11 protein-coding genes and 3 rRNA genes are annotated in these 13,313 nt (G+C 47.6%); 12 read left to right on the top strand and 2 right to left on the bottom strand.

Annotated features, from left to right (window positions below; genetic code table 11):
• The first annotated feature begins 12 nt into the window (after positions 1-12).
• The 3 genes from C0Q44_RS04075 (at position 13) to C0Q44_RS04065 (ending at position 1,255) form a co-directional block, all read left to right on the top strand.
• Positions 13-249 carry a DUF6953 family protein gene (locus C0Q44_RS04075; protein ID WP_076320400.1) on the top strand — a complete coding sequence of 79 codons (237 nt, stop codon included), beginning with the start codon at positions 13-15 and terminating at the stop codon, positions 247-249.
• A 389-nt stretch (positions 250-638) separates the two neighbouring features.
• Positions 639-839, top strand: a complete 201-nt coding sequence (locus C0Q44_RS04070; RefSeq protein ID WP_017691122.1) for a cold-shock protein — start codon at positions 639-641, stop codon at positions 837-839.
• A 188-nt stretch (positions 840-1,027) separates the two neighbouring features.
• The gene (locus tag C0Q44_RS04065) at positions 1,028-1,255 is read left to right on the top strand and encodes a cold-shock protein (protein WP_105406162.1); all 228 of its coding nucleotides are present in this window, start codon (positions 1,028-1,030) and stop codon (positions 1,253-1,255) included.
• Between the two features lie 283 nt (positions 1,256-1,538).
• On the opposite strand, the gene C0Q44_RS04060 is transcribed toward C0Q44_RS04065, so the two are convergent.
• Complete coding sequence (locus C0Q44_RS04060) at positions 1,539-1,886, bottom strand: hypothetical protein (RefSeq protein WP_105406161.1); 348 nt, start codon at positions 1,884-1,886, stop codon at positions 1,539-1,541.
• A gap of 164 nt (positions 1,887-2,050) precedes the next feature.
• Here C0Q44_RS04060 and C0Q44_RS04055 point away from each other — a divergent pair, with 164 nt between their 5' ends.
• Together C0Q44_RS04055 and C0Q44_RS04050 are read left to right on the top strand one after the other, a co-directional pair.
• Positions 2,051-2,485: a class I SAM-dependent methyltransferase gene (locus C0Q44_RS04055; RefSeq protein ID WP_181150846.1), complete on the top strand. Its 435-nt coding sequence runs from the start codon at positions 2,051-2,053 to the stop codon at positions 2,483-2,485.
• On the top strand, positions 2,485-2,784 hold the full coding sequence (locus tag C0Q44_RS04050; RefSeq protein ID WP_105406159.1) for a hypothetical protein: 300 nt from the start codon (positions 2,485-2,487) through the stop codon (positions 2,782-2,784). The genes C0Q44_RS04055 and C0Q44_RS04050 overlap by 1 nt, the downstream gene beginning before the upstream one ends.
• A 55-nt stretch (positions 2,785-2,839) precedes the next feature.
• Here the strand turns inward: C0Q44_RS04050 and C0Q44_RS04045 are convergent, their stop codons facing one another.
• Entirely contained in the window at positions 2,840-3,484 is a 645-nt protein-coding gene (locus C0Q44_RS04045) for a GntR family transcriptional regulator (RefSeq protein WP_105406158.1), read from the bottom strand.
• Positions 3,485-3,805: 321 nt separating this feature from the next.
• On the opposite strand from C0Q44_RS04045, the gene C0Q44_RS04040 reads away from it, so the two are divergent.
• The 7 genes from C0Q44_RS04040 (at position 3,806) to rrf (ending at position 13,291) form a co-directional block, all read left to right on the top strand.
• A complete protein-coding gene (locus tag C0Q44_RS04040) occupies positions 3,806-4,630 on the top strand; it encodes a transporter substrate-binding domain-containing protein (protein ID WP_105406157.1) in 825 nt (274 codons plus the stop codon).
• Positions 4,631-4,653: 23 nt separating this feature from the next.
• Complete coding sequence (locus tag C0Q44_RS04035) at positions 4,654-5,310, top strand: amino acid ABC transporter permease (protein ID WP_105406156.1); 657 nt, start codon at positions 4,654-4,656, stop codon at positions 5,308-5,310.
• Positions 5,311-5,450: 140 nt separating this feature from the next.
• Positions 5,451-6,647, top strand: coding sequence for an ornithine--oxo-acid transaminase (locus C0Q44_RS04030; protein ID WP_105406155.1), 1,197 nt, complete (start codon positions 5,451-5,453; stop codon positions 6,645-6,647).
• Between the two features lie 55 nt (positions 6,648-6,702).
• Entirely contained in the window at positions 6,703-7,671 is a 969-nt protein-coding gene (rocF, locus tag C0Q44_RS04025) for an arginase (RefSeq protein WP_258166165.1), read from the top strand.
• Between the two features lie 591 nt (positions 7,672-8,262).
• Positions 8,263-9,815 (top strand): 16S ribosomal RNA (locus C0Q44_RS04020).
• Positions 9,816-10,171: 356 nt separating this feature from the next.
• Positions 10,172-13,098: ribosomal RNA gene (locus C0Q44_RS04015) — 23S ribosomal RNA — on the top strand.
• Between the two features lie 76 nt (positions 13,099-13,174).
• A 5S ribosomal RNA gene (gene rrf / locus C0Q44_RS04010) occupies positions 13,175-13,291 on the top strand.
• Together the 16S, 23S and 5S rRNA genes form the textbook arrangement of a ribosomal RNA operon.
• Positions 13,292-13,313: the final 22 nt, after the last annotated feature.

Below are 13,313 nucleotides of genomic sequence, written 5' to 3'. Positions count from 1 at the left end.
GTAGGTGATATTGTGGAAAAGACAGCACAGGGAGTAGCAGAGTGGATGGTTCAGGAAATTAAATTCACCGGAACACTTCATCAGGAAGCTGCCATAGAATATGTGAAGATCCATTTTGGTGAAGAGTTTGTCTTTGTGAATGAGAACGGTAATACCTCCTTGTCCAAGGAAGTGAAGAAAGCTTTCCGGAAACTACATCGTGGACAGATTGCCTGGGATCGGGATGCATTTATGTGGGCATGGACATAGGACGTGAAACTGTGGTAAAATGGTCTTTCATTGTTGTATTGGATATGCATATGAAATAAAAAATGTATAAGTTGGATTGAATCTGCATATCCTTTCATAAGACCGCACATAACGGCTGGGTATTAGAATGACGGTAAAGCCTGTCCCAGCGCCAGGTAATAACATGTATTTCCAAAGCTGTTTGAAAAGAAAATACAAAGATTTGCTTTTTGGCTGAATTGGAGTTATAATAAAAACAAGTTGTAGAGAGTTGAAAACCTAATTCATATATTGTAAAGGGCGATCACTTATAGGTTTATGACTGGTACCTTTTTCAATGTGTGAATTTTTATTTGCTTGCTGCAAAGAACAAAGGAACATGTTAATTTTTATTTGGAGGTGTAATTCACATGCAAAACGGAACAGTAAAATGGTTCAACGCTGATAAAGGCTTCGGTTTCATCGAAGTTGAAGGCGGAGAAGATGTATTCGTACACTTCAGCGCTATTACAGGCGATGGCTTCAAAACTCTGGACGAAGGTCAACGCGTGCAATTTAAAATTGTACAAGGAAACCGTGGTCCTCAAGCAGAAGAAGTTGTAAAACTGTAATTAAAGCATAGCTGCCTTTAACATGTTAAAATGGTAAAGGCAGCTTCTTTTTTTTGATCAGTTATATGAAAGTCGGCCCAATAGTTGTCGAGGCAGAAGTTCAGTGGGACGTAAAACTTCCGCTAAGTGTTGGTTTCTGTGAAATAACGTCGGTTAGATGTTTTTCCATAACGAAGGGGGTAGAAGTCATGTATAATCGCAAAAAACCGTTGGAAGAGATTCCACAAGCTGATGCGGCAATCTGGGAATGTACGAGTGATACGTGCAAAGGATGGATGCGGGACAATTTTGCGTTTGATAACGTACCTACTTGTCCGATATGTGCTTCTGAGATGGTTAGCACGACTAGGATGCTACCATTGCTTGAGAATTCGAATAGTAATCTGAAAACGATACCTAAAGGAAATCGAATTTAACATAGCTATCCGCCTCTAACGAGGTGTTTTTTTTTAAGATAAACTTGACACCCTGTGCGAAGGTAAGGGTATTAAATACGAAGTTCCCGGCATTCGTTTTGGCGAATGCCTTTTTTGTAGCTATATCTAGACAAATTGAACCGTTTTGATCTATATCTAGCCTTGATTAAAGCAGTTTTATTGGAAAATGAATTAAACAAACAAAGAACCTTCTTGCATACAGCGAGAAGGTTCTTTGTTATTTATGCTCTCGATACCACGGATGTATCTTTGATATTGGATATTAGATGAAAAGGAATGGGAGTAGAAACAGTGTTGCTACCAGAGCCAGATCAATTCCTGCCCCAGAGCCGTAACCGCCGCCGTATCTTCCATAACCGTAAGGGCCGTAGGCTGAAGATTTAACTTTCTTTGTTGTTGCTGTGTTTTTCTTGCCACTTCTCAAAAGTTGTTGTTTGGATGTGACGGAACACAGCCTGGGTCCTTCGAAACATTCGTTCAAATGAATTTTGCCACCACTACATTTACTAAGCGTACCGTACATATGCTTTCCGTCTTTCATAACCAGACATACGGGACGTCCAACGTGCGGAGACACCGTCTCTTCACATACCGGATGAATTCTATGCATGCATATCCCCCTCATAGTTGCGGTTCGCCGCTTGAAATCAACGGTTTGTATATCATAGTAAAAAGAGAGTGAATTGGTATGGACGAGTACCCGGAAAATCATATAGGGAGGAGCCGTTTTTGAGTTCACCCCATACACTGGAAAGGATGAAGGGAGGGAATCTTATGGATTATCATGATTTGTTAGCCCGGTTAGGGGAAGGTAGTGCTCATCCCGGGGGATTCTCGGCGACCATGAGACTGCTTGATACATTATCTCTACCCACAGGCAGCCATGTTCTTGAAATCGGATGTGGAACTGGGAGAACTGCGTGTTACTTGGCTCGAAGTGGTCATCGGGTGACTGCAATAGATCTTCATCGTCATATGCTGGATAAGGCGGTGCGACGAGCAAGACGAGAACGGGTGGATGTTCAATTTATTCAGGCTGATGTTGCAGCATTACCTTTACCAGACAACCATGTTGATGTGGTATTTGTGGAGTCGGTGACGATCTTCACTCCTTGGCGAGTTGCACTTGCTGAGTATCAACGTGTGTTAAAGCCCGGGGGCTTTTGGTGGATCGAGAGATGGTTCTATCAGGTCGGAAGACGGAATTGATGAGCCGAAGGTTGAAACAATTTTACGGCATACGAACCCTGGCGACGGTGATAGCATGGAGAAAGCGCCTTAAACAGAGTGGCTTCACCGAGGTAGAAGTCAAAGAGTATTCGCGATCCATGGGTAAATGGGGTGTGGATCATGATCCGTATCGTGAGATAGATATGAATTGGTATGAGGACGAACATATGCAACGTATGAGTCGCACCAATGATCGTTTGCTCGCCAAATACGGCAAAAAATTAGGTTATGCTGTCTTTAAAGCAAGAGCACCTTTGGGGACAAAAAAGGAAGGGTAGGAAAAAGGCAACCCACTTATGTGAGTTGCCTTCCGCTTTACGCGGGTAGAATGTATTAGAGCATATCGTTGTCGATAATACGCCAGTGGTGCTTTAGCAGGCTTTCCAATGTTAATTTATCCTTGGCTCGAAAAGCGCTCAAAATCTGGCGATGCTCCTCGTTGACTTCGAGAAGTACCTCAGAGAGCTTCGGCTTATTATCACTGGCGTACGACTGTCGGATGAAGCTGTTCTTCAAGGTGTTTAACATCTCGATCACGGTGGCGTTCCCACATCGCTGGATGTACAGGTTATGGAACTGATACTGGTTCTTGTTGTAGGCAGCAAGGTCAAGCTGACTGATATCCTCATCCATTCGCACAACGAGAGTTTCCATCTCCAGCAATTCGGATGGTTTGAGATGATCTGCTGCGAGTGTGGCGGCAAGTGCCTCCAGGACACCGATTGCCTGGGAGAATTCCAGTTTTTTGCCTGCATCAAAAGGAGTGACAATAAATCCTCTGCGTGGGATGTATTGCAGCAGATTATCCGAAGCCAACTGAAAAAGGGCTTCTCTAGTGGGAGTGCGACTGATGTCCAGCTTCTTGCATATCTCAGCCTCATTGATCTTCTGGTTGGGGAGTAACGTTCCGTCCTGAATCTTCTGAGCAATGTAATCGTATACGTGATCTTTCAAGGACCGGTATCTGGGTGCCTCCATACCGAATCCTCCCTTCTGTATGTAGTGATGATAGGGTGGTGTGAGTCTATACTATGAGCGCCGTTCAGGAGATTCAAGTTTTAATCATCTTAACACCGAGGGGGAAGTTGGGCAAGCCAACTTCGTGCTCTAATGGATGTAAGTAGCATGTTATATAAAGAACATTTTATGGAATTAAAGCGTATAAATGTTTAAAAAATGATTGTAAACCCACGCGATGTTTGTTAGTATTACTTACATAAAAGTCCATATATTGTGTTATGTATATTGTATACAAAAAAGTCATGTTACTCAATCCAAAAAAGAACAGGAGTATGCTGTGTGAAAAAAACGCTGTTGCCAATGATGCTGTTGTTAGTAGTAGTTGTGTTCATGTCCGCTTGTGGGCAGGAAAAAACGACAGATACCGGATCAGACTCTGTTTCGTCTTCGGGAAGTAGCCCTGCGGCAAAGGATGTTATTGTACTTGGAACCAGTGCAGACTATGCTCCCTATGAATTTCACAAGAAAATCGATGGTAAAGACACCGTCGTAGGTTTTGATATTGAGATTGCCAAAGTAATTGCGGCTGATCTAGGAGCTGAGCTGAAGATCGAGGACATGGACTTTGACGGCCTTCTTATGGCCCTCGGTACAGATAAGGTTGATTTTGTAATATCGGGCTTGACTCCTACAGAGGATAGAAAGAAGAATGTTGATTTTACGGATATCTATTATTATGCAGAACAGGCTGTACTCGTTAGAGAGGGTGACAATGCAGCATTGAAATCATTGGATGATCTATCCGGCAAACAAGTTGGCGTACAAAAGAGTTCCATTCAGGAAGGGATTGCTCAGGACATAAAGGTGAGCAAACTCACTTCTCTGGCCAAAATACCCGAACTGATTCTGGAATTACAGACCGGGCGTGTGGACGCACTCATTCTGGAGAAGCCAGTAGCCGAACAGTATGTGAAGAACCAAAAGGGGCTTGTGGTTGCAGATGTGCAGATTGAACAGGCTGAAGACGAGGGTGGTTCGGCCATTGCCGTGAAAAAAGGGAATCAGAAGCTGCTTGATCAGATCAACACTACACTGGAAAAGCTCAAAACGAATGGAGATATTGAGCGTTTCGTCGTTGAAGCGAATGAGATGCTTGGTGAATAAACCGGACGAATGAGGGATGTGCCGTGAATTTAGATTTTTCTTTTCTATTAGAGTATTGGCAGGATTATGCGCGAAGTGCGTGGGTTACGCTTGAACTTTCCTTCTTCGGAGTATTGTTCGGTACGTTACTGGGTGTAATCATGGCTCTAATGCGAATATCCCGAATATGGCCAATCAAGTTGATCGCATCCGCTTACATTGAACTTATTCGAGGTACGCCAATGCTGGTACAGATTCTCATTATTCATTATGGTTTGACCGTTATAGGTGTGAACTTGCCGGCATTTATGTCGGGTGTGGTAGCTCTGACTATGAATAGCTCGGCTTATATGGCGGAGGTGTTCAGGGCGGGAATTCAAGCGATTGATAAAGGACAGACGGAGGCATCGCGCTCTCTTGGCATGACGCACGGCATGACACTTCGCTACATTATATTGCCGCAGGCTTTTCGTAACATGCTTCCAGCCATCGGTAACGAATTCATTATTATCATTAAAGATTCTTCGCTTGTCTCCATGATCGGCATAGCCGAGATTATATACACGGCCAGAACGGCTCAGGGTGTTACTTTTCAACCACTTGCTCCACTCCTCGTAGCGGCGGCGCTCTACTTTATAATCACATTTACACTGGCTAACCTGCTTTCCTGGCTGGAGCGAAGACTGTCTACTTCGCGTTAACGGGAACAGGGCAGATTCGTAAAAGAGACAAGAGTAGGCGAGCGCGGAAATAGTGAAATCTAGTCGTAAATGGTTGAGGTATCGCATACATTGATACTGTATTTTGTATACAATATTATGGAATGGGGTGTTAGGAGAATATGTCAGATACCAAGATGTTAATCGATTGGTCAGAACGTTATGCTGCACCGAATTATCATCCGCTCCCTATTGTCATTGAACGTGCGGAGGGCGTATGGGTGGAAGACCCTGAAGGCCGCCGTTATATGGATATGTTAAGTGCCTACTCTGCATTAAATCATGGTCACAGACATCCTGTAATCATACAGGCGCTGAAGGATCAGGCAGATCAAGTTACGCTGACATCACGCGCATTCCACAGCAGCTCAGCTTCCTATTTCTATCAGAAACTTTCGCAATTCACGGGTAAATCCAAGATTCTTGCCATGAATACTGGAGCGGAAGCAGTCGAGACTGCGGTAAAGGCAGTGCGCAGGTGGGCTTATCGGTGCAAAGGTGTACCGGAGAACCAAGCCGAAATCATCGTGTGTTCTGGTAACTTTCATGGAAGAACCCTGACGGTTACCTCTTTCTCTTCTTCTGCAGAGTATAAAAAAGACTTTGGACCGTTCACTCCAGGATTCCGGATTATTCCCTATGGAGATATTGAAGCACTGAAGCAGGCCATTACACCGAATACGGCTGGCTTTCTGGTAGAGCCCATTCAAGGGGAAGCGGGAATTGTCATTCCGCCGGATGGATATCTGGGCGAAGCCTTCGCTCTATGCAAACAACAGCAGGTACTGACTATAGCGGACGAAATTCAGACTGGATTTGGAAGAACGGGTCGCCGTTTTGCCTCGGATTGGGAAGATGTTGAACCAGACATTTGGGTTATGGGCAAAGCACTGGGTGGAGGAGTCATGCCGATCTCGGCTATTGCTGCTGATGCAGAAATACTGGACTTGTTTGAGCCGGGATCTCATGGTTCTACGTTTGGAGGCAATCCATTGGCTTGTGCCGTAGCCGTAGCGGCTTTGAAAGTTCTTGAAGATGAGAAGCTTGCTGAGCGATCGGAGCGTCTGGGGAACTACTTTATGAAAGGGTTACGTGATATTCGCAGTTCAGCCATAAGAAATATCCGAGGTAGAGGGTTATTTATTGGGGTTGAGCTACATGGATCTGCACGTCCTTATTGCGAGCGGTTAATGTCTGCTGGTTTACTGTGTAAAGAGACCCATGAGAATATCATTCGGTTTGCTCCACCACTGACAATTAAGGAGTCCGAGATTGACTGGGCCATGGAGAGAATTAATCAGGTTCTGTGTGATATGTAAGTCAGGAGAGCCTCATTGCAAAAGGGTTACCTATATTGATGGAGGAGCTGTGCCCATGAAAAACGAGGATACTGTGCTTGGTGGAATTCAGGATACTTCTATTCATACAAGTCACATGTCTGGGCAACGCAATGAGGTTGCCATTATTAAGGTTCCTTTCGGACTGGGCGGCGCGAGGGGCGGCGCGGAGTTGGGACCAGATGAGTTAATTACGGCGGGGCTGAGGCGGGAGATCGCGAGTCTGGGACGAGTGCTTTCCAAAGAGGTGCGGATCGATTGTCCCTCTGTGGCTGCTACCCCTGCTGTACGGAATCGTGTGAAATATTTGAATGAGGTACGTCAGGTCAGTGAGAAGGTATGTAAAGAAGTATCGGTTGCTGTAGAGGAGGGAGCCTTTCCACTTGTGCTTGGAGGAGATCATAGTGTAGCAATAGGTACTTTTGCTGGATTAACTGCACACTATTCCAATTTGGGTGTGATCTGGTTTGATGCGCATGCAGACTTGAATACGGAAGAGCACAGCTTGTCTGGCAACATGCATGGGATGAGTGTGGCTGCTTCCTTGGGGCATTCTGCATATAATCTGTCGCACATTGCTGGAGCAGGGGCGTTTATTAATCCATCCAATCTGGTCTACATTGGTCTACGTGATCTGGACGAGTATGAGAAAGAACAGATCAAGAGGCTGGGAATTCAGGCATTTACGATGCATGATATTGATCGAATTGGAATACAGCAAGTTATTGAACAAGCGTTAGCTACGGCGGGGCGAGGGACAGATGGTATTCACGTCAGCTTTGACATGGATTGCCTGGATCCACGTGAAGCTCCGGGTGTCGGTACACCCGTCCCGGGTGGCCTGAATTACCGTGAGGCACATTACGCATTGGAACTGCTCGCTTCCACGAATCAAGTTACGTCCATGGAGCTAGTCGAAGTGAATCCACTATTGGATCACAATAGACATACGGCGAGACTGGGCGTGGAACTTATCGCTTCGTTGTTAGGTAAACGGATTTTGTAAGCTATTGAAGATTGAAGACGAGCGTGTATGTTGTAACTATTGATACATTGCTTTCTTTATATAGAAGGAAAGAATAATTCAAGAACCAGGGCGAGTCACAACTGATACTATTCACTGCTAAGAGTGGATGTGGCCTACCCTGGTTATGTGTATGTTTAATGAATCGTAATTAAAGATAGTTCATTGATTAGTTTGTTGAAAAAAAGCTTGCAATGAAAATCTGTACATGGTATATTCTAATTCCGGCCAAGAAAACACAGGATAAACGGTGCGGCAAGCAAATGAAATAAGCTTCGAAAGAAACTTAAAAAAAAAGCTTGCAACGTTGGTTCGGATGTGATAAGATATAAAAGTTGCTGAAGAGAACGACATTCGGTAACAGAATAAGTTTGATCTTTGAAAACTGAACAACGAGTGAGTGAACATTCTGCTTGCAGAATGAACGCGAAAGTTTGAGACAAGCCTTGGCTTGAATCGGCTGGAGCACAAATGAGATTTTTAATCTCGTCAGATTCAAAATGAGCATATCGCTCTTTTCAAATACTTGAGATGATTTTTATAGCGTCTAACCACGCTACTGAAATTCATCTTTTATTGGAGAGTTTGATCCTGGCTCAGGACGAACGCTGGCGGCATGCCTAATACATGCAAGTCGAGCGGACTTGAAGAGAAGCTTGCTTCTCTGATGGTTAGCGGCGGACGGGTGAGTAACACGTAGGCAACCTGCCCTCAAGTTTGGGACAACTACCGGAAACGGTAGCTAATACCGAATAGTTGTTTTCTTCACCTGAAGAGAACTGGAAAGACGGAGCAATCTGTCACTTGGGGATGGGCCTGCGGCGCATTAGCTAGTTGGTGAGGTAACGGCTCACCAAGGCGACGATGCGTAGCCGACCTGAGAGGGTGATCGGCCACACTGGGACTGAGACACGGCCCAGACTCCTACGGGAGGCAGCAGTAGGGAATCTTCCGCAATGGGCGAAAGCCTGACGGAGCAATGCCGCGTGAGTGATGAAGGTTTTCGGATCGTAAAGCTCTGTTGCCAGGGAAGAACGCTTGGGAGAGTAACTGCTCTCAAGGTGACGGTACCTGAGAAGAAAGCCCCGGCTAACTACGTGCCAGCAGCCGCGGTAATACGTAGGGGGCAAGCGTTGTCCGGAATTATTGGGCGTAAAGCGCGCGCAGGCGGTCATTTAAGTCTGGTGTTTAATCCCGGGGCTCAACCCCGGATCGCACTGGAAACTGGGTGACTTGAGTGCAGAAGAGGAGAGTGGAATTCCACGTGTAGCGGTGAAATGCGTAGATATGTGGAGGAACACCAGTGGCGAAGGCGACTCTCTGGGCTGTAACTGACGCTGAGGCGCGAAAGCGTGGGGAGCAAACAGGATTAGATACCCTGGTAGTCCACGCCGTAAACGATGAGTGCTAGGTGTTAGGGGTTTCGATACCCTTGGTGCCGAAGTTAACACATTAAGCACTCCGCCTGGGGAGTACGGTCGCAAGACTGAAACTCAAAGGAATTGACGGGGACCCGCACAAGCAGTGGAGTATGTGGTTTAATTCGAAGCAACGCGAAGAACCTTACCAGGTCTTGACATCCCTCTGATCGATGCAGAGATGTATCTTTCCTTCGGGACAGAGGAGACAGGTGGTGCATGGTTGTCGTCAGCTCGTGTCGTGAGATGTTGGGTTAAGTCCCGCAACGAGCGCAACCCTTATATTTAGTTGCCAGCACTTCGGGTGGGCACTCTAGATAGACTGCCGGTGACAAACCGGAGGAAGGTGGGGATGACGTCAAATCATCATGCCCCTTATGACCTGGGCTACACACGTACTACAATGGCCAGTACAACGGGCTGCGAAATCGCGAGATGGAGCCAATCCCAACAAAGCTGGTCTCAGTTCGGATTGCAGGCTGCAACTCGCCTGCATGAAGTCGGAATTGCTAGTAATCGCGGATCAGCATGCCGCGGTGAATACGTTCCCGGGTCTTGTACACACCGCCCGTCACACCACGAGAGTTTATAACACCCGAAGTCGGTGGGGTAACCGCAAGGAGCCAGCCGCCGAAGGTGGGATAGATGATTGGGGTGAAGTCGTAACAAGGTAGCCGTATCGGAAGGTGCGGCTGGATCACCTCCTTTCTATGGAGAATCGTTTCCCGAGTGGAAACATTCAAATAAGCTGGTTCTTTGAACCAGCGCAACTCACTCGTTGCTCAGTTTTGAGAGCTCAAACTCTCAAACAGCTTGCTTTTGCATGGAGCTTGTTCTTTGAAAACTAGATATCGAAACGAAATTTTGCGAATTAGAACATTCCTTTAAGGGATGGATGTTTGTTCGGTTCAATTAACCGATCAACAATCATCCTAGCTGAACTTGTGTAAACAAGTGAAGTGTTTATAAGGTAGATTGCATGAGCGAGTGATCGAAATGGAGCGACTTTTGGCTTTGGACGCAGTCCAAAACAAGCGGAGCGACAGCTCGAACACGAGCGATATGGTTAAGCTACTAAGAGCACACGGAGGATGCCTAGGCGCTAGGAGCCGATGAAGGACGTGGCGAACAACGAAACTGCCTCGGGGAGCTGTAAGCAAGCTTTGATCCGGGGGTGTCCGAATGGGGAAACCCAGCTGGGGTAATTTCCAGTTACTCATAACTGAATACATAGGTTATGCAGAGGCATACCAGGGGAACTGAAACATCTAAGTACCCTGAGGAAGAGAAAACAATAGTGATTCCGTCAGTAGCGGCGAGCGAACGCGGAGAAGCCCAAACCAGAGAGCTTGCTCTTTGGGGTTGTGGGACGTCTCACATGGAGTTACAAAGGAACCGATTAAGCGAAGAGGTCTGGAAAGGCCCGCCAAAGAAGGTAAAAGCCCTGTAGTTGAAAGTCTGTTCTCTCCGAGACGGATCCCGAGTAGTGCGGGGCACGTGAAACCCCGTATGAATCCGGCAGGACCATCTGCCAAGGCTAAATACTTCCTAGCGACCGATAGTGAAGCAGTACCGTGAGGGAAAGGTGAAAAGCACCCCGGAAGGGGAGTGAAATAGAACCTGAAACCGTGTGCTTACAAAAAGTCAGAGCCCGTTTTAGGGGTGATGGCGTGCCTTTTGTAGAATGAACCGGCGAGTTACGTTCCCGTGCAAGGTTAAGGTGAAGAGCCGGAGCCGCAGCGAAAGCGAGTCTGAATAGGGCGATATAGTACGTGGACGTAGACCCGAAACCGGGTGATCTACCCCTGTCCAGGGTGAAGGTGCGGTAACACGCACTGGAGGCCCGAACCCACGCATGTTGAAAAATGCGGGGATGAGGTGGGGGTAGCGGAGAAATTCCAATCGAACTCGGAGATAGCTGGTTCTCCCCGAAATAGCTTTAGGGCTAGCCTCGGAAAACAGAGTCGTGGAGGTAGAGCACTGATTGGGTGCGGGGCCCGCAAGGGTTACCAAGCTCAGTCAAACTCCGAATGCCATAGACTTACTTCCGGGAGTCAGACAGTGAGTGCTAAGATCCATTGTCAAAAGGGAAACAGCCCAGACCATCAGCTAAGGTCCCCAAGTGTGTGTTAAGTGGGAAAGGATGTGGAGTTGCACAGACAACCAGGATGTTGGCTTAGAAGCAGCCACCATTGAAAGAGTGCGTAATAGCTCACTGGTCGAGTGACTCTGCGCCGAAAATGTAACGGGGCTAAACACGCCACCGAAGCTATGGCTTGATGCAGTGCATCAGGGGTAGGGGAGCGTTGTATAAGGGTTGAAGGTGTACCGTAAGGAGCGCTGGACATTATACAAGTGAGAATGCCGGTATGAGTAACGAAAAGACAAGTGAGAATCTTGTCCGCCGAAAGCCTAAGGGTTCCTGAGGAAGGCTCGTCCGCTCAGGGTAAGTCGGGACCTAAGGCGAGGCCGAAAGGCGTAGTCGAAGGACAACAGGTCGAAATTCCTGTACCACCGTAAGCCGTTATGAGCAATGGGGGGACGCAGTAGGGTAGTGACGCGGACTGATGGATGTCCGTCTAAGCAGTAAGGCTGATGTGTAGGCAAATCCGCACATTACTAAGGCTGAGCTGTGATGGGGAGCGAAAATTATAGTAGCGAAGGTCATGATCTCACACTGCCAAGAAAAGCCTCTAGCCAGGTGATGGTGCCCGTACCGCAAACCGACACAGGTAGGCGAGAAGAGTATTCTAAGGCGCGCGGAAGAACTCTCGTTAAGGAACTCGGCAAAATGACCCCGTAACTTCGGGAGAAGGGGTGCCCCGGTAGTGTGAATAGCACGAGGGGGCCGCAGTGAAAAGGCCCAAGCGACTGTTTAGCAAAAACACAGGTCTGTGCGAAGCCGTAAGGCGAAGTATACGGGCTGACGCCTGCCCGGTGCTGGAAGGTTAAGGGGAGTGGTTAGGAGCAATCCGAAGCTGTGAACCGAAGCCCCAGTAAACGGCGGCCGTAACTATAACGGTCCTAAGGTAGCGAAATTCCTTGTCAGGTAAATTCTGACCCGCACGAATGGCGTAACGACTTGGGCGCTGTCTCAACGAGAGATCCGGTGAAATTTTAATACCTGTGAAGATGCAGGTTACCCGCGACAAGACGGAAAGACCCCATGGAGCTTTACTGCAGCTTGATATTGAATTTGGGTACGATCTGTACAGGATAGGTGGGAGCCTTTGAAACGTGAGCGCCAGCTTGCGTGGAGGCAACGTTGGGATACCACCCTGATCGTATCTAGGTTCTAACCTGGTACCGTAATCCGGTGCGGGGACAGTGTCAGGTGGGCAGTTTGACTGGGGCGGTCGCCTCCTAAAGAGTAACGGAGGCGCCCAAAGGTTCCCTCAGAATGGTTGGAAATCATTCGAAGAGTGCAAAGGCATAAGGGAGCTTGACTGCGAGACCTACAAGTCGAGCAGGGACGAAAGTCGGGCTTAGTGATCCGGTGGTACCGCATGGAAGGGCCATCGCTCAACGGATAAAAGCTACCCTGGGGATAACAGGCTTATCTCCCCCAAGAGTCCACATCGACGGGGAGGTTTGGCACCTCGATGTCGGCTCATCGCATCCTGGGGCTGAAGTAGGTCCCAAGGGTTGGGCTGTTCGCCCATTAAAGCGGTACGCGAGCTGGGTTCAGAACGTCGTGAGACAGTTCGGTCCCTATCTGTCGTGGGCGTAGGAAATTTGAGAGGAGCTGTCCTTAGTACGAGAGGACCGGGATGGACGTACCGCTGGTGTACCAGTTGTTCCGCCAGGAGCACCGCTGGGTAGCTATGTACGGAAGGGATAAACGCTGAAAGCATCTAAGCGTGAAGCCCCCCTCAAGATGAGATTTCCCAGTATGTAAGACCCCTTGAAGACGACGAGGTAGATAGGCTGGGGGTGGAAGTGCAGCAATGCATGGAGCTGACCAGTACTAATCGGTCGAGGGCTTATCCAATTGCAAGTGATAAATCGCAAATTTCGTTTCGAATCTAGTTTTCAGAGAACAAATGCTCTGAAATGTAAGCTATGCGTTTGGTGGCGATAGCGGAGGGGTTCCACACGTACCCATCCCGAACACGACCGTTAAGCCCTCTAGCGCCGATGGTACTTGGACCGCAGGGTCCTGGGAGAGTAGGACGCCGCCAAGCGATTTCCCTTTGGGGTATTTTT

The organism is Paenibacillus sp. PCH8, assembly GCF_002968835.1.
Classification (GTDB): domain Bacteria; phylum Bacillota; class Bacilli; order Paenibacillales; family Paenibacillaceae; genus Paenibacillus.
The sequence above is the reverse complement of the archived record's forward strand: the minus strand, read 5'-3'. Positions and strand labels throughout refer to the sequence as shown.